Genomic DNA, 18,689 nt, shown 5'->3' on the forward strand with positions numbered 1-18,689 from the left:
AACGCCTGCATGGCCGCCTGCGGGACGACGCAGACGATGTGTGTGCCCCCAACGGGATTCGAACCCGTGCTACCGCCTTGAAAGGGCGGCGTCCTGGGCCACTAGACGATGAGGGCTGATGGCCCGCAGGGCACATTTTCGGCCGTCGCGGACGCGTCAGCAGCATATGGGATGCGAGGTGGGATCGCCAAAACGGTTTACGGGCTGGTCGTCGCCGTGGCGGAGGGCGTGGGGGAGGGCCTGACGGAGGGGGACGTGGACCCGCCCGGCCGCACCTCTTCCGTTAGGTGGCGGGAGACCTCGGCGGTGGACAGCCCGAGTCCGCCCAGGGTGATCTCGTCCCAGGCCTGGAGGGCGTGGCTGTCCCGGTCGAGGTAGAGCACGGAGGCCTCCACCTTCTGGGGGGTGTCGCTCTCCACCGCGCGCAGTCCGCCGCCACCGGTCGTGCCCTGGACCATCAGCCGGCTGCCCTGCTTCAGGACGCCGACGTCGCGGGTGTGGGTGTGCCCGGCGAGGATCAGCGGGACGACGCCGTCCGTCTGGGCGGCCGCGATCGGGTTGTGGGCGACGGCGATGTCGACCTTGGCGCCGGCGGTGTTCTGCCGCCGGATCGCCTCGGCCAGCTTCCGCCCGGCCACCCGCTCCGCCGGGTCGCCGGCCGCCGCGACCGAGCGGTCCGGGGTGAACTGGGGGTCCCCGATGCCGGCTATGCGCAGCCCGTCCACGACCACGGACCTGCCGTCGTCGACCACGTACGCGTTGGCGCGGCCCGCGACGGCCCGCTGGCTGTCCATGGAGTCGTGGTTGCCGCGGACGAAGACATAGGGCGCGCCGAGGTCCGGGATGGCGGAGGTGAAGCCGTTCTCGGCCGCGGTGCCGTGGTCCATCAGGTCACCTGTGTCGATGATCACGTCGATCTTGTACTCGGCGACGATCGACTCGATGATCTGCCAGGCAGCCGGGTTGAGATGGATGTCCGAGACGTGCAGCACGCGCAGCGTCGTCGGGTCCGGGTTGTACGCGGGCAGCGTGGAGGTCGCGTCGTACAGCCGGGTCATGTTGGTCACCAGGCGGGCGAGTTCCTGCTGGTAGACGTCGAAGTCGCTGACGATGCTGCGCGCGTTGCCGACCACCGAGGGAGCGCTGCTGAGCAGCCCCGAGAACTTGGGCTCCAGGACGCTGCGCGGGTTCCAGGTGCCGTAGGCGGTGCCCGCGCAGGCCGCGAGCACCGCGAGGGCCAGTCCGCCCGCGGCGATCGCGCGGCGGGGCCTGCGGTAGACGGCGAGACCGAGGGCGGTGGCCCCGGCCAGCGCGGCCAGCGAGGAGCGCAGCGCGAGTTCGGCCGTGCTGTGCTCGACGTCGGAGGCGACCTCGCTCTGCAGCCCGCTGATCCGCTCCGGGTGCCGTACGAGGGTCCTGGCCCGGTCGGGGTCGAGGGTGTCGACGTCGACGACCAGGCGGAGCGGACCGTCGTGGCTGTCCAGCTGGAGCGAGCCCAGCGGGGAGATGTTGACCTTGGTGTCCCCGGTCCAGGACGGGTGCAGCGACATCCGGGTGTTCATCGGGCCGACCGGTTCCTCGGTGCTGCCGAGCACCACCAGTCCGAGCCAGCCGCCGATCAGCGTCACCGCCAGCAGCCCGAGCGCGCCGAGGTACGGGCGGGCGGGGGCGGTGGTGAGTTCGGGAGCGGGCGGGGCGGCGGTGCGGCGACGGCACAGGTCGCGGATACGGGGCACACGAGAGCGAACGCGGACCATTGCCGACGTATGCCCCGGGCCGTCACCGGGCATGCGCCGCCGGCCGGAGACCCGCCCGCCCCGCGCGGCGCCCCGTGCGTCAGCCCCAGCCGAGTTCGTGCAGGCGCTCGTCCTCGATGCCGAAGTGGTGCGCCACCTCGTGGACGACGGTCGTGGCGACCTCCTCCACGATCTCCTCCTTCGTGTCGCACATGCGCAGCGTCGGGCCCCGGTAGATCGTGATCCGGTCCGGCAGCACGCCCGCGTACCACTCCCCGCGCTCGGTCAGCGGCGTCCCCTCGTACAGGCCCAGCAGCTCCGGGTCGGCGGGGTCGGGTTCGTCCTCGACGAAGACCGCAACGTTGTCCATGACCCGGGCCAGCTCGGGCGGGATCCGGTCCAGCGCGTCGCTGACCAGTTCCTCGAACGCTTCGCGTGACATTTCCAGCACACCGCCATTGTCCGGGACCGGCGGCGGTTCGGGCAGCGTCCGACGCGGATTCCGTCAGACGAGCGCCGCGCCCGCGAAGGCCGCCGCGACCGCCGCGGCGACGCTGCCGGCGGTGTTCAGCAGGGCGAGACGGCCCGCGCCCTGTTCGGCCAGGCGCAGCGTCTCGTACGAGAACGTCGAGTACGTGGTGAGCGCGCCGCACAGGCCCGTGCCCAGGAGGAGTTGGAGCTGTGAGGGGGCCTGGCCGGAGGTCGTGGCGCCGGTGACGAGGCCGAGGATCAGCGAACCGGCGACATTGACGGTGAAGGTGCCCCAGGGGAGGGCGCCGTAATGCCGGGACTGGACCGCACGGTCCGTCAGATAGCGCAGGGGCGCGCCGATCGCGGCGCCGGCGATCACCAGGAGCCAGTTCACGCGCCCGCCCCCCGGTCCGCGCCGGACGACGGCGGCCGGGAGACGCGGCGGGTCAGGGCGGTCGCGGCCCACACGCAGCCGAGCGCGGCCACGGGGGTGGCGGCGAGATACCCCAGGGCGGGGCCGGGGTGGCCGTGGGCGGCCAGCCGCTGGAAGTCCACGGCGTAGGTGGAGAAGGTGGTGAAGCCGCCGAGCATCCCGGTGCCGAGGAAGGGGCGGGCGAGGGGGTGCACCGACGGCAGGCGTTCGGTGATCACCACCATGAGTACGCCGATGGCCGCGCAGCCGGCGGCGTTGACGGCCAGCGTGGTCCAGGGGAACGTCCCGGGCGCGGTCGGCCACAGCAGTCCCGCCTCGTACCGGGCGCAGGCGCCGAGCGCCCCGCCGAGGGCGACGGCGGCGATCACCGGGCCCTGGCCGCGCGGCGACGGCGGGCGCCGCCCGGCAGGGGTGTGCGGCGGGCCGTCCGTGGCTCGCGCATCGTCCCTGCCCATGGGCACGACGCTACCGGAGGGCCGGGCACGCGCCGTGAGGGGCGTGTCCCCGAGGGCCGTGAGCCCGTTGGGCAGCGCGGAACCCGTTCCCCGCGACGACTGCCCGCCGGATCCGCCGGGCTCGTCAGATTCACCAGAGGTGCCTCCGTGACCCCTGCCACCGCCCGTGCGCGTACGGCGGCCTTGCTGCTCCTGCCCGTGTTCGCCCTGGGCTCCGTGACCGGCTGTGTGAGCGTGGGCGGGGAGGGCGGCGACGCCCAGCCGAGGGGCTCGTCCTCCGGCGTCGCCGGCGAGGCGGGCGGGACCGGCGGGACCTGGCAGGACGGCGGCATGGTCATGCCGGGTGTCGGCGGCCCGGGCGGGGTGGCGGGCCGGCCGGGGGTGCTCGCCCCGGGATCCGGTTCGCCCTCGGTGTCCGCGGAGGAGTCGGTGCCCGGGCCGACGCAGGGCCCGGGGCGTTCCCACAGCGGGAGGCCCTCGGGGCACCCGTCACCCTCGGGGCGCCCCTCGCAGTCCGTCTCCCCGTCGGACCGGCCCTCGGCGACGTCCTCACCCGGCGACTCCTCCCCGCCGCCGTCCGGGGGCGGCCCGTCGCCGGAGCCCTCGCCGTCCAGCGCGCCGTCGGTGAACGGGGCAGCGTGAGGCACACGGCACACGGGGCACCGAGAGGACCGAATTGGCCAAAGCGGTCTCGTATGCGTATGCTGGCAGATCGTTTGATCCCACTGCCCGGCGCCGAACCGAAGCGCGCCGCGTTGGCGCGTTCCTTTTCTCCTGTGGCTGACCGCATCGAGGCGGTTGTAAGCAACCTCCGGAGCTGGCGCGTGCCGAAATCTCCGAGAGGTTTTAGCTTCAGCATGTCTATTGACACTGCCGACCGTTCCGCCATGCCCATCGACGTCGACGGCACCGACGAGGCCGTCGTCGAGGAGCACACCGCTCCCGACGCCCCCACCGTGACCTTCGGCGACCTCGGTCTGCCCGAGGGCATCGTCCGCAAGCTGGCTCAGAACGGGGTCACCACCCCCTTCCCGATCCAGGCCGCGACCATCCCCGACGCCCTGGCCGGCAGCGACATCCTCGGCCGCGGCCGCACCGGCTCCGGCAAGACCCTCTCTTTCGGTCTGCCGCTGCTCACCTCGCTGGCCGAGGGCCGCACCGAGCGCAAGCGCCCGCGCGGCGTGATCCTCACCCCGACCCGCGAGCTGGCGATGCAGGTCGCCGACGCGCTGCAGCCGTACGGTGACGTGCTCGGCCTGAAGATGAAGGTCGTCTGCGGCGGCACCTCCATGCAGAACCAGATCTACGCCCTGGAGCGCGGTGTCGACATCCTCGTCGCCACCCCGGGCCGGCTTCGCGACCTGATCGAGCGCGGCGCCTGCGCGCTGGACCAGGTGCAGATCGCCGTCCTCGACGAGGCCGACCAGATGGCCGACATGGGCTTCCTGCCCGAGGTCACCGAGATCCTCGACCTGGTCCCGCAGGGCGGTCAGCGGCTGCTGTTCTCCGCCACGCTGGAGAACGAGATCGACACCCTGGTCAAGCGGTACCTGAAGGACCCGATCACGCACGAGGTCGACCCCTCGGCGGGTGCGGTCACCACCATGACCCACCACGTCCTGGTCGTGAAGCCCAAGGACAAGGCGCCGGTCACCGCCGCCATCGCCGCCCGCAAGGGCCGCACCATCATCTTCGTCCGCACCCAGATGGGCGCCGACCGCGTCGCCGAGCAGCTGCGCGACGCGGGCGTCAAGGCCGACGCCCTGCACGGCGGCATGACCCAGGGCGCCCGCACCCGCACGCTGGCCGACTTCAAGGACGGTTACGTCAACGTCCTCGTCGCCACCGACGTCGCGGCCCGCGGCATCCACGTGGACGGCATCGACCTCGTCCTCAACGTGGACCCGGCCGGCGACCACAAGGACTACCTGCACCGCTCGGGCCGCACCGCCCGCGCCGGCCAGTCCGGCACGGTCGTCTCGCTCGCCCTGCCGCACCAGCGCAAGCAGATCTTCCGGCTGATGGAGGACGCGGGCGTCGACGCCTCGCGCCACGTCGTCGGCGGGGCCGGCGCGTTCGACGAGGACGTGGCCCGGATCACCGGTGCCCGCTCCCTCACCGAGGTGCAGGCGGACGCGGCGGGCAACGCCGCCCAGCAGGCCGAGCGCGAGGTGACCGACCTCACCAAGTCCCTGGAGCGCGCGCAGCGTCGCGCCGCCGAGCTGCGCGAGGAGGCCGACCGCCTCACCGCCCGCGCCGCCCGCGAGCGCGGCGAGGACCCGGAGGCCGCCGTGGCCGCCGCCCAGGCCGAGGCCGCCGAGGCGGCCGCCGCCGCGGCAGCCGTCCCGGTCCAGGCCGCGGAGGAGCCCCAGGCCGAGCAGCGGAGCTTCCAGCGCCGCGACGACCGGGGCAACTACGAGCGCCGCCGCGACGACCGTCGTGACGACCGCCCGTCGTTCCGTGACCGTGACCGCGGTGACCGCGGGTACGAGCGCCGTGACGACCGTCCGTCGTTCAACCGGGACCGCCGTGACGACCGTCCGTCGTTCAACCGGGACCGTCGCGACGACCGTCCGTCGTTCAACCGGGACCGTCGCGACGACCGTCCGTCGTTCAACCGGGACCGCCGTGACGACCGTCCGTCGTTCAACGGGGACCGCCGTGACGACCGTCCGTCGTTCAACCGGGACCGCCGTGACGACCGCGGTGACCGCGGCTTCGACCGTCGCGACGACCGCCCGGCGCGTTCGTACGACCGCCGTGACGACCGCCCGGCGCGCTCCCACGAGTCCCGCGACCGCCACTTCGGCGGCGACCGTCCCTTCAACCGGGACCGCCGTGACGACCGCCCGTCGTTCAACCGCGACCGTGACGCCAACGACCGCCGTCCCTACGGCCGTCGTGACGACCACCACCGCGACCACCGTCCCGGCGGCTTCGACCGCCGTGCGGACAAGCCGCGCTGGAAGCGCAACGGCTGACCCCGGATGAACGGGAAGGGCCCGGCGGATGGACATCCATCCGCCGGGCCCTTTCGCGTGTTCGCGGGCGCCGGTTCGCTGTGCGCACGCCTTCTGCCGCCTGTGAGGCGGCTGTTAGGCTCGGGCCACTTGCGTGGGGGTGCAGCCGGGGGGCTCGAGAACACCGCAGCGCCGGAGACGTGCGCGCGCCGAGGTCCGGGTGGCCCTCCTGTCATGTCCATTGCTTTCGTGGTATGCGCACAGGAGGAACGGGTGACCCGTCGTGCCCTCGTCCGCGGCCCGGTGGCCGCGATCGCCGCATTCGCCGTGGCGGCCGGCCCCGGCCCGCTGATCGCCCCGGCGGCCGCGGACACGGCCCAGGAGGCGGTGATCCCGCCGGTGACGGCTCCGCGCGTGCACACGGACACCTTCAGCGCCGCCGGTGACACCGGATACGTGTTCCGGGCGGAGGGCGCCGAGGCGGACGTGTGGCGCTCCTACGACGGCCGGATCGTGCGGGACCTGGGCGCGCTGGACTTCACGCCGCATGCCGTGCGCTTCCCCGACGGCCGCGAGTGGCTCGCGGTGGCCATCGCCGCCGGCGCGTACCGGACGTACGACATCGCGGCGGACACGTGGACGTCCCACGCGCTGCCGTCCGGGCAGGGCTGGCTGGACTCCTTCGGCACCGACGACGGCCTGCTGACGGTCTCGTACGCGAACGTGCGGAACGAGGCCGGACAGCTCACCGGCCACTCGCTGCACCTGCTGACGGGCGAGGGCGACGCGGCCGCGGACCGGACCGTGAGCGGCTGGCCGGAGGGCGCGTTCGTGACCTCGACCGCGCGGAGGGGCGACGGCCGGGGGCTCGTCCTGTCGTACAAGCTCGGCGACGACCGCTACCTGGGCCTGGTGGACTTCGCGTCGGGCGCTCTGGTGTGGTCCAAGTCATGGGGCAAGAGCCTGCCGCCCTCGCAGGTGGTGCTCGACGGGGGCCGCTTCGGCTGGTACGCGGAGAACGCGGTGCACCTGCTGCCGCGTACGGACCCGTCCGCGGCCGAGGCCACGGTGACGCTGCCCACGTCCCCCTCCGGCGGCCTCGTCGCCTACCGCGTCGCGCTGTCCGGCGACTCGGTGCTCGCCTGGTACCAGGCGGGCAACACCCCCGGTGGCGCCATGTACCCGCTGGTCGCCGTGCCGGTGGGCGGTGGCGCGGCCACGACGCTGCTGCCCGACGCCTCGAACGTGATACCCGCGGCCGGCGGCGGCGCCCTGGCCATCGGCGGCACCGGCTACGACGACTGGGCCGCGCACCGCGTCACCCCCGACGGCGCGGGCGGTTTCCGCACCGAACCGGTGCAGCGGATCGGCAACACGCCGCCCCAGCGGTACGGGCTCGCTCTCGGCCGGGGGAAGCTCCGGTTCGCCGAGGGCGTGGAGGGCGCAGAGGGGAACCTGACCGGCCTCCGGTACGCCCGGGACATGGGTACCTCGGCGGCTCCGGGCGCCGGTGAGGCACTGGACTCCGGGAGGTCGATGACCGGTGTCGCGTCCTGCGCGGCCGGTACGGCCGCCGGTTGCGCGGAGTTCTTCGCCGCGGGCCAGGACGTCGCGTTCGTCCGCGTCGGCGACAACGGCAAGGACAGCGTGGTCGTCGACGCGAGCCCGGACATCACGAGCCGCGCCGTCGCCCTCGACTCCTCCGGCGGCCGCATCGTCGACGCCGACGACGACTACGCCGTCTACAACAGCGGCTCCGACGGCAGGCAGTACGTCCTCGACATCAGGTCCGGCTTCGAGAAGGTGAAGCTCACCCGCACCATCCGGGCGGCCTCCGTGTGGGGCACCACCCTGTGGAGCGCGGGCGGCGCGGCCGGCGAGGTCACCGCGTACGACCTCACCACCGGCAAGACCACCGGCACCCTCGCCACCGCGGCCCCCTGCGTCGTCAACGAGCTGCAGGCGCTGGGCCGCTGGCTGTACTGGTCCTGCGGCACGCACGGCGCGGCCGGGGTCTACGACCGTACGACGAAGAAGAACATCACCGTGCCGCCGGGCGAGGCGCTGCTCGGTGACGGCTTCGTCGTGCGCCACGCCGGTGACGAGCTGGTGCTCACCGACGTCCACACCGGCACCGCGACGACCCGGACCCTGGCGGCGCTGCCCGCGGGCCCGCTGCCCTCCGACCGGCGGGTCACCTGGACCGTCGACAAGTACCGCGGACACATCGCCTACACCGATGCCGCGGCCGCCACCCACGTCCTTGCCGCGGGCGTGCCCGCCTCCGCCCTGGGCATCCTGAGCTCCTCGGCCGGCAACGTGTTCCAGCCGCGCGAGTCCGTGCCCTGGACGGCCGCGTGGACGTTCAGCGGCCCCGTGTCCTCCTGGAGCGTGGAGTTCCGCAACAAGGCGACGGGCAAGCTCTACACCACGGCCAAGGGGGGCGCGGTCCGTTCCGCGATCCAGGTCACCTGGAACGGCCGCGACGCGGCCAAGGCCCTCGTCCCCTCCGGGATCTACACCTGGACCCTGCGCGCCGTCCCGGCGAACGGTCAGGGCGCCACTCTCGCGACGTCCGGCACCATCTCGGTGACCAAGGGCAACGAGATCTTCCACGGTTTCGGGCCCAACGGCGTCCCGGACGTCTTCACCCTCACCTCCGACAACCGGCTCCTCCAGCGCCCCGGCACCACGAGCGGCGCCTTCGGGCCGGTCACCGACGTGGGGGTCCCGCGCTGGCCTTCGGGGACGGGCTTCGTCCCCTTCGGCGACCTGAAGAAGAACGACTGCAACGACATGATCGTCCGCACCGCCGCCGGCCAGCTGCGCCTGTACGGCGGCGACTGCGAGAGCGACGCCTTCATGCCCAACGGCTCGTACACCTCGCTGGGGACGGGGTTCCAGCAGTACAACGTGATGACGTCGCCGGGTGACATGACCGGTGACGGGATCCCGGACCTGATCGCCCGGAAGTCCTCGACCTCGGACGTCTACCTCTACAAGGGCACGAGCAGCGGGAAGCTGTCGGCGCGGGTGAGGCTCGCCTCGAAGTGGACGGGCTACAAGAAGGTCGTGGGGGCCGGCGACCTGAACGGCGACGGCATCGGCGATCTGCTGGTCCAGGACAAGGCGAACGTGCTGTGGCGCTACAACGGTGACGGCAAGGGCCACCTCAAGCCGCGGGTGAAGCTGGCCTCCGGCTGGGGCGCCTCGTACAACGCCGTGCTCGGCATCGGCGATCTCACCTGCGACGGCAAGGCCGATCTGATCGCCCGCGACACCGCGGGCAATCTCTACCGCTACAACGGCAACGGCAAGGGCGCCTTCGGCTCGCGGACGAAGATCGCGACTGGTTGGCGCTCGTTGAAGGGCGTGTTGTGATGAGAGCGACGATGAGGAATCCCATGAGGCGTTCCCTGTTCCCGGCCGGGCTGCGGGTGGTCGGAGGGGTGGCGGGAGTCGCTCTGCTGGCGCTCACCGGCTGCGCCGGGACGGCGACCCCGTCCGATGCGGCGGCCTCCGCCCCCGTGTCGGCCACCGCCGCCGCGCCGTCGGAGTCCGCCGGCGCCCCTTCCTCCGAGGCCCCCGCGAAGGCCGCGCACGGCTACGACCCCCAGGCGAACGCCTCGGCGGACATCGCGGCCGCCCGCAAGGCGGCGAAGAAGGACGGCCGTGCCGTATTGATCGACTTCGGCGCCGACTGGTGCCTGGACTGCCGTGTCCTGGGCGCGCGTTTCCAGGAGCCGGGGCCGTCCGCGCTGCTGGCGAAGTACCACGTGGTGACCGTGGACGTCGGTGAGTTCGACCGCAATCTCGACGTGGCCGCGCAGTACGTGGACCTCCAGACGAGCGGCATACCGGCGCTGGTCGTCCTCGATCCCTCCTCGGGCCGGATCAAGGTGGCGACGAACCGGGGCGAGTTCGCGAACGCCCGCACCATGTCGGCGGACCAGGTCGAGAAGTTCCTGAAGCGATGGGCGTAGCCGCCCGGCACCGGGCGCGGACGGTGAACGCGGTCACGACGGTCACCGCGCTGGCGGCCGCGGTCGCGCTCACCGGCTGCGCGGGCGGCGGCGACGGCGGTCCCGCCCCCGCCGGGAGCCGCTTCTCCGACGGCGGAGTGGCCGTGTCGGTCCGGGTGGAGTCCTCCGGCGGGGGGCTTCGGGTCGTCGCCGACCTGCGGCCGGAGCGGGCCGGCTTCCATCTGTACAGCCTCGCGCTCCCCGACGGCGGCATCGACGGGATCGGCATCCCCACCCGTATCCGCGCCGAGGGCGCCCTGCGGTCCGCGGGCCCGGCGACCACCGGCGCCCGGGAGCGCGTGCTGAGCCCCGAGGGGCTGGGTGTGCGGTTGCCGGTCTACGAGGACGGGCAGGTCACGCTCGAACTCCCGGTGCGGCGGATCGCGGGTGAGGACCGCGCGCGGGTGGTGCTGAGCTATGGCGCGTGCAGCGAGCGGGAGGGGTGCCTGATCCCCGTTCGGGATCGGGCCGTTCCCCTGACGCTCGACGGCTGACATCGGACCGGGACGAAGCCGTACGGTCCGCCGAGGGAAAAATACGGTCGATTTCGGCCAGTGGCCGACGCATGTCATGCCCCGAGCGAGGGAATCGCTCGGGGCATGACAATTTCAAAAGGATCGGACGAGGCCGAGAGGCCCCCGGCCCCGGTCTCCGACGAGGAACGCCTCCGCCAGCTCGGCTACACCCAGGTGCTGGCCCGCCGCATGTCCGCGTTCTCCAACTTCGCGGTCTCGTTCACGATCATCTCGGTGCTGTCCGGCTGCCTGACGCTCTACGCCTTCGGCATGAACACCGGCGGACCCGCGGTCATCACCTGGGGCTGGGTCGCCGTCGGCCTCATGACGCTGATCGTGGGCCTGGCGATGGCCGAGATCTGCTCCGCCTATCCCACCTCCGCGGGCCTGTACTACTGGGCCCATCGGCTCGCCCCGTCCCGCAGCGCCGCCGCGTGGGCCTGGTTCGCGGGCTGGTTCAACGTGCTCGGCCAGGTCGCCGTCACCGCGGGCATCGACTTCGGCGCCGCGAGCTTCCTCAACGCCTACCTGGACCTGCAGTTCGGCTTCAGCAGCACCCCCGGCCACACGATCGTGCTGTTCGCCGCGATCCTGGTGCTGCACGGCCTGCTCAACACGTTCGGCGTCCGCATCGTCGCCCTCCTCAACGACATCAGCGTCTGGTGGCACGTGCTCGGCGTCGGTCTGATCGTGGGCGCGCTGGCCTTCGTGCCGGACCGGCACCAGTCGACGTCGTTCGTCTTCACCCACTTCGTCAACAACACCGGCTGGGGCAGCGGCTTCTACGTCGTCCTGCTCGGCCTGCTGATGGCGCAGTACACCTTCACCGGCTACGACGCCTCCGCCCACATGACCGAGGAGACCCACGACGCCGCCACCGCCGGGCCGCGCGGCATCGTCCGCTCCATCTGGATCTCGTGGATCGCGGGCTTCGTGCTGCTGCTCGGCTTCACCTACGCCATCCAGTCCTACGACAAGGTCCTCGGCACCCCCACCGGCGTCCCCCCGGCGCAGATCCTCATCGACGGCCTCGGCGACGCGGCAGGGAAGCTGCTGCTGCTCGTCGTCATCGGCGCCCAGCTCTTCTGCGGGATGGCCTCCGTCACCGCCAACAGCCGCATGATCTACGCCTTCTCGCGTGACGGCGCGCTGCCCTTCTCCGGCGTCTGGCAGCGCATCAACCCGCGCACCAAGACGCCCACCAACGCCGTCTGGCTGGCCGCGCTCGGCGCGCTCGTCCTCGGCCTGCCCTATCTGATCAACCTCACCGCGTACGCCGCCGTGACCTCCATCGCCGTCATCGGCCTCTACATCGCGTACGTCATCCCCACCTTCCTGCGCCTCGGGAAGGGGGACGACTTCGAACGCGGCCCCTGGCACCTCGGCCGCTGGTCCCGCCCCATCGGCGTCATCGCCGTGGCCTGGGTGGCCTTCATCACCGTGCTCTTCATGCTGCCCCAGGTCAGCCCGGTCACGGTCGACACCTTCAACTACGCCCCGATCGCCGTCCTCGTCGTCCTCGGCTTCGCCGCGGCCTGGTGGCTGGTCTCCGCCCGCCACTGGTTCCTCCGCAACCGGGGCCCCGCCTCCGCCGAAACCCCCGCCAAGGCCCCGGCCGACACCCCGGGCTGACCGTGTCCGCACCCCCTCGCCGGCGGCGGCCGCGCCGCACGGGCCGAATGGGCTCGGAGCGACGGCCGCCGTCCGGCTATGCTGCGGGGTGCGGGCCGTTAGCTCAATTGGCAGAGCAGTGGACTTTTAATCCATTGGTTGTGGGTTCGAGTCCCACACGGCCTACGTGAGTTGGTGAATCCAACTGGCGTACACGCAGGGAAAACGGCCCCCGACCGGCCTGGACCGGTTGGGGGCCGTCATCGTTTCCGTCCTCGTGCGTGAGCGATGCGTGATCGGGGGTGCCGGCGATCCCCGTCCTCCGGGCCCGGGAGCCCCACGCCCGGCGGCGGTGGCCGCCTCGTGTCACCCTGGAAGGGGGTGTAAGAGCGAGGCGACACCGTGTGCGACCTGTGCCAACACCAAGTCGGCCACCCCCGATCGCCGACCGGCGCAGCATCCAATCCGCCGCGCGTCACCCGCACAGACCACAACCAGGGGAGCACCCCATGGCTGACCCCGCGAAGAGCAGCAGTAGTGGCATGGCGGACGAACTGCAGGCACTGCTCCAGGGCGCGACGAAGTTCCTGAGCGACCACGGCCTCAAGGACGTGGTCGACTCCTGGCTCGGCAGCGGTCCCAACGAACCGGTGACAACGAAGCAGATCGAAAATGCGTTCGGCAAGGACAACGTGGCCGCAGCCAGCAGGGAGACGGGCATCACGGCCGACACCATCGCCACCGAACTCCCCGACGCCATCGACAAGGCGTCGCCCGGCGGCAGGATCGAGGCTCGTTCCTCGGCGCCCGCGACGTCCGCCGGTCCTGAATTGAAGGACCTGCTGGGCAACCTCTTCTCGAAGACCTCGGACACCCGGTGACGGCTGCGCGAGGACCCCGGTTGCGAGGGTCGCCTTGACTCTCGCGAACGACGAGGGCCGGCGCACGCCACTAGCGCCGGTCCTCTTCGGTGAGCGTGCCCATGCCCGGCTTCTCCGGCGGCAACCTCAAGGAGGCACTTGATCAACTCGGCCCGGACGCTCGGGTGGGGTGAGGACCACCGGCGCGGGCGGGCGGCACCGCGCTCAGGAATCCCGACCGATACATCGTCTATCGACCGGGATGCGATGGTTCGCCGGACCTCTGGGCCTCGCGCCGCCCTGGAAGAAATTTCACTTCGAGTACAACCATTCCCTCTGGTCGCAGGTCTGACCACCGGAGTCGCCTGACTCCCGATCACTCCAAGCCCCACGCGAAGAGGACGTCTTCGACGGGGCTTTCTCCACCAGGGGAATGCATGAACATACGAGCCACTGTGGTCGCCGTATCCGGCGCCCTGGTCATGGCCACCTTCGCCGTTCCGGCAGCGCAGGCCGATGACGCCGCCTCCTACCGGGCGGACGTCGCCAAGATCCGGGAAGCCGCTCACGGCGCTTCCTTCAGCAAGACCGCGTTCAGCGCCTCCTCCACCACGGAGGGCATGCCCTACGCCCTCAACGCCACCTTCTCCAACCTCAAGGTGGGTGCGGCGATCAAGGTCGGCACCACCAACCATGTCGCCGTCCCGGTCACCTACACCCTGACCCACGGCGCCGAGGTCGACATCACGGCCTCCGACTTCGCCACCGGCCCGTACCTCTACAAGGGCTCGTACGACACTCCGGCCAACGTGCTGTTCGGTGACGACCCGGCCACCTGCACCGCGACCTCGTCGACCACCGCCAGCTGCAAGGGCAACGTCGACATCTACCCGGCCGAGGGCGAGCTGATGAACTCCGACGCCGGTACCTGGTCGGCGGGAGCCCTGGCCATGGCCCTCAACGGTCAGGACCCGACCAGCCCCGACTTCGACATCACCCAGGTCGGTTACGCCGACCAGGGCGGCCTCGCCTCCACCCGGGTGCAGCGTTACTCCAAGCTGACGGTCAACGCGACCCCGGAGCCCGTCCGCAAGGGCAAGACCCTCACGGCGACCGGCAAGCTGACCCGTGCCAACTGGGAGACCAACACCTACAAGGGTTACACCCAGCAGCCGGTCAAGCTGCAGTTCCGCAAGGCCGGCACCAGCACGTACACCACGGTCAAGACGGTGTACTCGGACTCGTACGGCAACGTGAAGGCGACCACCACCGCCAAGTACGACGGTTACTGGCGTTTCCGTTTCGAGGGCACCACGACGACGCCGGCGGTCTCCGCCGCGGGCGACTACGTCGACGTGCGGTAGTCACGTTCCGCCACCGCGGAAAACGGCGGTCGACCGCTGCCCGGTCCGTTCCGGGCCGGGCAGCGGTCGACCGCCGCTGCATGAGGCCCGGCCATGACTCCCGGTAGGGGCCCGTACCACCCGCCTGCCGTGTTGCTCCCCGCCGGCGTGGTGTTGAGGAGCGAGCACTGCTGACGGCGGCTACGCCGGGGTCCCGCCGAGGCGCCGGGCCTCTTCGGGGATGGGCAGCTCGAACCAGACGACCTTGCCGGTGCCCAGGCGGCGCGCGCCCCAGTGGGCGGCGAGCCGGTCGACGACGTAGAGGCCGCGGCCGTTCTCGTCGTCGGGGCCGGCCCCGCGCACGCGCGGGACGAGCGGGGAGTCGTCGCCGACCTCGCAGCGCAGCACGTCCGTGCGGAGCAGGCGGAGGGTGACGGGGCGGGAGGCGAAGCGGACGGCGTTGGTGACGACCTCGCTGACGAGGAGTTCGGTCGTCTCGAGCACGGAGTCCAGGCCCCAGCGGTGCAGGGCGCGGCGGGTGAGACGGCGGGCCCGCCAGGCGGTCGCCGGCTGCGGGGCGAGGTACCAGTAGGCGACGCTGTGCGAGGGGAAGCCGTCGAAGCGGGCGGCGAGCAGCGCGATGTCGTCGTCGCGGGAGCCGCCGGGGCCGAGGTCGCCGAGTGCCTGGTCGCACAGCACCTCCAGGGGCGGCGGGACGAGGTCGCGGCCGGGGGTCTCGATGCGGGAGATCAGGTTCTCCACCCCGGTCCAGATGTCGTGGCCGCGGGACTCGACGAGGCCGTCGGTGTAGAGGAACAGGGTGGCACCGGTGGGGGCGGGCATCTCGACGGTCTCGAAGTCGACGCCGCCCACACCGATCGGCGCCCCCGCGGGCACGGGCAGTACCTCTCCCTTGCCGCCGGGGAGCAGCAGCACCGGCGGCGGGTGACCGGCGTTGGCGATCAGCAACCGGTGCGAGATGGGGTCGTAGACCGCGTACAGGCAGGTGGCGATGTGCTCGATGCCGAGCCGCTGGGCCTGTTCGTCGAGGTGGTGGAGGACCTCGTCCGGGGGGAGGTCGAGGCCGGCGAGGGCCTGCACGCTGGTGCGCAACTGCCCCATGATGGCGGCGGAGGTCATCGAGTGGCCCATGACGTCGCCGACGACGAGGGCGACCCGGCTGCCGGGCAGCGGGATGGCGTCGTACCAGTCGCCGCCCACCCGGGCGGTCTCGGACGCGGGCAGATAGCGGCTGGCCAGCCTGACCCCGGTGGGTTCGGGGAGGGAGGCCGGGAGCATGGTGCGCTGCAGCGCGTCGGCGACGGAGGCCTCGTGGCCGTACATGAGGGCCTTCTGGGCGCCGAGCGCGGTGTGCGTCGCGAGTTGGGAGGCGACCAGCAGGTCGTCGGCGGTGAAGGGGGCGCGCTCGGGGCGGCGCATCAGGGTGACGGTGCCCATGAGGCCGCTGCGGCCGTGCAGCGGGGCGATGATCAGGCGGCGGCCGGGCGGCAGGGATCCGGGCGGGCTGACCACCGGGCCGAGCAGTTCCCTGCCGGCGGGCGCGATGCCGGGGGCGTCGCCGAAGACCGGGCGGCCGGCCATCAGCAGCCGTGTGAGCCTGCCGGTGGTGCTGAGGTGGACGCACTCGGACACGCCCGGTTGCGGGGGGCGGTTGACGCACCGCAGCGCGATCAGCGGCGGCTCCGGCGCGGTGGCCTCCGCGTCCGGTGACGGCAGGCTCGGGCAGGGCGGCTCCGGGGACCGCCGCCGCGTCGGGTGCAGTTGCAGGACGACGGGACCGGCCGTCTCCTGGCCCTCCGCCTCCCCGACCGGCAGCGGGTCGTGCAGATGGACGAAGATCGCGTCGGCGAAGGCCGGGACCGCCGCCGCGTCCAGCTCGCGCAGGGTCTCCTCCAGGTCCATGCCGGCGGCGATGCGCCGGGTCGCGGCGTCGAGGTAGCGGAGCCGGTCGGTCTGCGGCTGCCCGGGCGCGCGGGGCGCGTCGGCGTCGGTGGGCCACAACACGCGCTGCTCGAAGGGTTCCGCTCCGCCCCCGGGGAGGCCGGGGTCTTCGTCGGGGGTGCGGTGCGGCGCCACGTCCTGGTCCCGTCCCGACTCAGCCGAGTCGCCGGCAACAGAGGAACACCTGCTCCTCGGGCGGTACGTCGCTGAACGCCGGGGCGTAGGTGTACGAGAACTCCTTGACGATCTCGAAGCCGCCCGACTCGATGACGCGGAGCAACTCCTCCCGGAGATAGCCGGAGACGCGAATGGTGCAACCGAGGAAGGGTATGGCGAAGTCGTCCACGTCGGCCTCCACCATCGACAGGGCGAACAGCCCGTTCGGGGCGAGCAGATGGTGGATCGTGCGCAGCGCGTGCGGGATCTCGGCGCGCGGCAGCATCAGCAGGGAGAAGAAGGCCGCGACGGCGTCGAAGCGGCCGAGGGACACCGGGCCGCCGGGGCGCAGGTCGGCGATGTCCAGCAGGTGGAAGGTCGCGTCGCAGACGTAGATCCGGGCGAGTTCGAGCATGCCGGGGGACAGGTCGATGCCGACGACGTCGAAGGCCGCGTCGCTCAGCTGCCGGGCGGTGGGAAGGCCGGTGCCGCAGCCCAGGTCCAGCACACGGGAACCGGGCATGAGGTTCTCCACGAGCCACTGGCCGGCGGAGAACTGCCCCTCCTTGTGCGGGAAGGCCTCGTCGTAACGGTCACCGATGGCGTCGAAGGCCTCGGCCTGGCCGCTCCGGTCAGGCCGGCCGCTCTCGTAACCGCCCCACACGGTCTTGTCGATCACGAAAAAGTCCCTTTCGTGCCCACCTTGAATTATCCCATAGAGGTCTTTTGTCGCCTCTTGATGGAAACTGTCCCTCTGTTCACGGGTGCCCCGGGAATCCCGATGCGGCACCGAGGTCACATGGGGCAACCGCGTCTTCTCTCTCCGTGCGCGGCCGCGGCGGCCGGTCCATTCGTTACGGACGGGGCGCGTGCGCCGGGGTGGACCGCGCCCGTATCGTGGGGCCACCGCGAGCACGCCGGCCCGGGGCCGCTCCGCCGCGCGTAAGCCGCCGACGCCCACCGCACTTGCCAGGAACCGGACCTCATATGACCGCACCCTCCTTGCACAAAGCCGCCGACATCGCCTCCCTCCCCGCGGAAGCGCGCGACGACCTGCGCGCCTACGCGGAGCTCGGCGGTTTCACGCTGACGACCGACACCCACGCCTGGTACGCCGCCGTGGACACCGTCGCCGGCCCCGAGGAGGCCCGCGCCGCCTCGACCGTCCTCGCGGAGCTGCGCGGCCGTGACCTGCCCGCCCTGCGCGACGCCGCGCACCGCCTTGCGGAGGCCGAGAGCCTGGGCATCCACGCCCCCCGCACGGTGGCCGAGAGCGGCCATGCCGTGGCGCTGCTGCTGCGCGTGCGGCTGACGCTGCGCACGTTGAGCCCCGACGCGTACGACGTCGAGGACGCCGAGCTGGACGAGCTGGTCGCCGCCACGGCGAGCGGTGCCTGGCGCCGGGAACGCGGTGTGAAGGTGACCTGGCTGCGCCGCCGCTCCCTGCGCGGACGCGTCCGCGGGCTCGCCACCGGGCGCCCCCGCCGCGACGCCGTCCACACCGCCCTCGCCTCCGCGGCCACCGAGCGCACCGACTGGGCCGCCCTCGGCGGTGCCGGCCGCCCGGCCGTCCCCGCGGACGCGGACTTCCTCGACGACGCCTCCCGCGCCGCCGAGGCCGCCCTCGCCGGACTCGGCGAACTGGGCCGCCTCCTGGGCACCGAGGCCACGCTGGACGCCCTCCCCTTCGAGGAGCTCGCCGAGCTCCTGGACCGCCTCGCCGCGGACGAGGGCACGCTGTACCGGCTGCCAAACCTCAAGGCCACCCGCGACCGCCTGGAGGAGCAGGGCCTCGGCGCGGTGCTCGCGGAGCTGACGGAGCGTCGGGCCGACGCGGCCGAGGTCGCCGCGCTGCTGGGCGAGGCGGAGACCCCCGTCGTGCCCGAGCCGCGCCCCGCCTCCGACACGACGGAGGAGGCCTCGGAGGAGGCGCCCGAGGCCGCGGAGGCCGCGTCCGAGGTTGCCGCCGCCGAGGCGGTTGTGGAGGTCGAGCCGGAGGCTGCGCCTGCTGAGGTGGTGGTGGAGCCGGTGGTTGAGGCCGCCGTCGAGGTTGAGCCGGAGCCGGTTGTCGCGGCGGAGGTCGTTGCCGAGGCTGCGCCCGTCGAGGCTGAGCCGGTTGTTGCCGAGGCTGCGCCTGTCGAGGCTGAGCCGGTTGTTGCCGAGGG

General features: G+C 72.4%; 14 protein-coding genes, 2 tRNA genes and 1 pseudogene. 10 read left to right on the plus strand and 7 right to left on the minus strand.

Annotated features, from left to right (window positions below; all coding sequences use genetic code 11):
- Positions 1–43: 43 nt before the first annotated feature.
- The 5 genes from ACWDAS_RS04600 to ACWDAS_RS04620 form a co-directional block, all read right to left on the minus strand.
- Positions 44–116 (minus strand) — tRNA-Glu (locus ACWDAS_RS04600).
- An 81-nt stretch (positions 117–197) separates the two neighbouring features.
- The gene (locus ACWDAS_RS04605; protein WP_450387348.1) at positions 198–1,757 is read right to left on the minus strand and encodes a metallophosphoesterase family protein; all 1,560 of its coding nucleotides are present in this window, start codon (positions 1,755–1,757) and stop codon (positions 198–200) included.
- A 79-nt stretch (positions 1,758–1,836) separates the two neighbouring features.
- Positions 1,837–2,187: a metallopeptidase family protein gene (locus tag ACWDAS_RS04610; RefSeq protein ID WP_450387349.1), complete on the minus strand. Its 351-nt coding sequence runs from the start codon at positions 2,185–2,187 to the stop codon at positions 1,837–1,839.
- Positions 2,188–2,241: 54 nt separating this feature from the next.
- Positions 2,242–2,601, minus strand: coding sequence for a fluoride efflux transporter CrcB (gene crcB, locus ACWDAS_RS04615; protein ID WP_450387350.1), 360 nt, complete (start codon positions 2,599–2,601; stop codon positions 2,242–2,244).
- Positions 2,598–3,095 (minus strand): fluoride efflux transporter FluC, encoded by a 498-nt coding sequence (locus ACWDAS_RS04620; RefSeq protein WP_450387351.1) that lies wholly within the window; start codon positions 3,093–3,095, stop codon positions 2,598–2,600. The genes crcB and ACWDAS_RS04620 overlap by 4 nt, the downstream gene beginning before the upstream one ends.
- A 147-nt stretch (positions 3,096–3,242) precedes the next feature.
- On the opposite strand from ACWDAS_RS04620, the gene ACWDAS_RS04625 reads away from it, so the two are divergent.
- From ACWDAS_RS04625 to ACWDAS_RS04665, 9 genes are all read left to right on the plus strand, one after another.
- Positions 3,243–3,737, plus strand: coding sequence for a hypothetical protein (locus tag ACWDAS_RS04625; protein ID WP_450387352.1), 495 nt, complete (start codon positions 3,243–3,245; stop codon positions 3,735–3,737).
- Positions 3,738–3,952: 215 nt separating this feature from the next.
- Complete coding sequence (locus tag ACWDAS_RS04630; RefSeq protein WP_450387353.1) at positions 3,953–6,076, plus strand: DEAD/DEAH box helicase; 2,124 nt, start codon at positions 3,953–3,955, stop codon at positions 6,074–6,076.
- Between the two features lie 252 nt (positions 6,077–6,328).
- Positions 6,329–9,436 (plus strand): FG-GAP repeat domain-containing protein, encoded by a 3,108-nt coding sequence (locus ACWDAS_RS04635; RefSeq protein ID WP_450387354.1) that lies wholly within the window; start codon positions 6,329–6,331, stop codon positions 9,434–9,436.
- A gap of 23 nt (positions 9,437–9,459) precedes the next feature.
- Positions 9,460–10,038: a thioredoxin family protein gene (locus ACWDAS_RS04640; protein WP_450387355.1), complete on the plus strand. Its 579-nt coding sequence runs from the start codon at positions 9,460–9,462 to the stop codon at positions 10,036–10,038.
- A complete protein-coding gene (locus ACWDAS_RS04645; RefSeq protein WP_450387356.1) occupies positions 10,029–10,571 on the plus strand; it encodes a hypothetical protein in 543 nt (180 codons plus the stop codon). Before ACWDAS_RS04640 ends, ACWDAS_RS04645 begins: the two co-directional genes overlap by 10 nt.
- A gap of 105 nt (positions 10,572–10,676) precedes the next feature.
- Entirely contained in the window at positions 10,677–12,224 is a 1,548-nt protein-coding gene (locus tag ACWDAS_RS04650) for an amino acid permease (protein WP_450387357.1), read from the plus strand.
- Positions 12,225–12,316: 92 nt separating this feature from the next.
- Positions 12,317–12,389: transfer RNA gene (locus ACWDAS_RS04655), tRNA-Lys, on the plus strand.
- A 323-nt stretch (positions 12,390–12,712) separates the two neighbouring features.
- Entirely contained in the window at positions 12,713–13,084 is a 372-nt protein-coding gene (locus ACWDAS_RS04660) for a YidB family protein (protein WP_450387358.1), read from the plus strand.
- A 416-nt stretch (positions 13,085–13,500) separates the two neighbouring features.
- Positions 13,501–14,427: a hypothetical protein gene (locus ACWDAS_RS04665; RefSeq protein ID WP_450387359.1), complete on the plus strand. Its 927-nt coding sequence runs from the start codon at positions 13,501–13,503 to the stop codon at positions 14,425–14,427.
- Between the two features lie 180 nt (positions 14,428–14,607).
- On the opposite strand, the gene ACWDAS_RS04670 is transcribed toward ACWDAS_RS04665, so the two are convergent.
- Together ACWDAS_RS04670 and ACWDAS_RS04675 are read right to left on the minus strand one after the other, a co-directional pair.
- Positions 14,608–16,503: a SpoIIE family protein phosphatase gene (locus ACWDAS_RS04670; protein WP_450387360.1), complete on the minus strand. Its 1,896-nt coding sequence runs from the start codon at positions 16,501–16,503 to the stop codon at positions 14,608–14,610.
- A 19-nt stretch (positions 16,504–16,522) separates the two neighbouring features.
- Positions 16,523–17,203, minus strand: coding sequence for a class I SAM-dependent DNA methyltransferase (locus ACWDAS_RS04675; protein WP_450387361.1), 681 nt, complete (start codon positions 17,201–17,203; stop codon positions 16,523–16,525).
- Between the two features lie 308 nt (positions 17,204–17,511).
- Here ACWDAS_RS04675 and ACWDAS_RS04680 point away from each other — a divergent pair.
- Positions 17,512–18,689 (plus strand): annotated as a pseudogene (locus ACWDAS_RS04680) (hypothetical protein); the annotation flags it as partial.

The sequence above is a fragment of the Streptomyces sp. NPDC001070 genome (assembly GCF_053598835.1).

Bases quoted from the DNA above. Each gene is read 5' to 3' on its own strand.
- ACWDAS_RS04630 (WP_450387353.1), top strand. From the start codon at position 3,953: ATGTCTATTGACACTGCCGACCGTTCCGCCATGCCCATCGACGTCGAC.
- ACWDAS_RS04640 (WP_450387355.1), top strand. From the start codon at position 9,460: ATGAGGCGTTCCCTGTTCCCGGCCGGGCTGCGGGTGGTCGGAGGGGTG.
- ACWDAS_RS04660 (WP_450387358.1), top strand. From the start codon at position 12,713: ATGGCTGACCCCGCGAAGAGCAGCAGTAGTGGCATGGCGGACGAACTG.
- ACWDAS_RS04620 (WP_450387351.1), bottom strand. From the start codon at position 3,095: ATGGGCAGGGACGATGCGCGAGCCACGGACGGCCCGCCGCACACCCCT.
- ACWDAS_RS04665 (WP_450387359.1), top strand. From the start codon at position 13,501: ATGAACATACGAGCCACTGTGGTCGCCGTATCCGGCGCCCTGGTCATG.
- ACWDAS_RS04645 (WP_450387356.1), top strand. From the start codon at position 10,029: ATGGGCGTAGCCGCCCGGCACCGGGCGCGGACGGTGAACGCGGTCACG.
- ACWDAS_RS04605 (WP_450387348.1), bottom strand. From the start codon at position 1,757: ATGGTCCGCGTTCGCTCTCGTGTGCCCCGTATCCGCGACCTGTGCCGT.
- ACWDAS_RS04650 (WP_450387357.1), top strand. From the start codon at position 10,677: ATGACAATTTCAAAAGGATCGGACGAGGCCGAGAGGCCCCCGGCCCCG.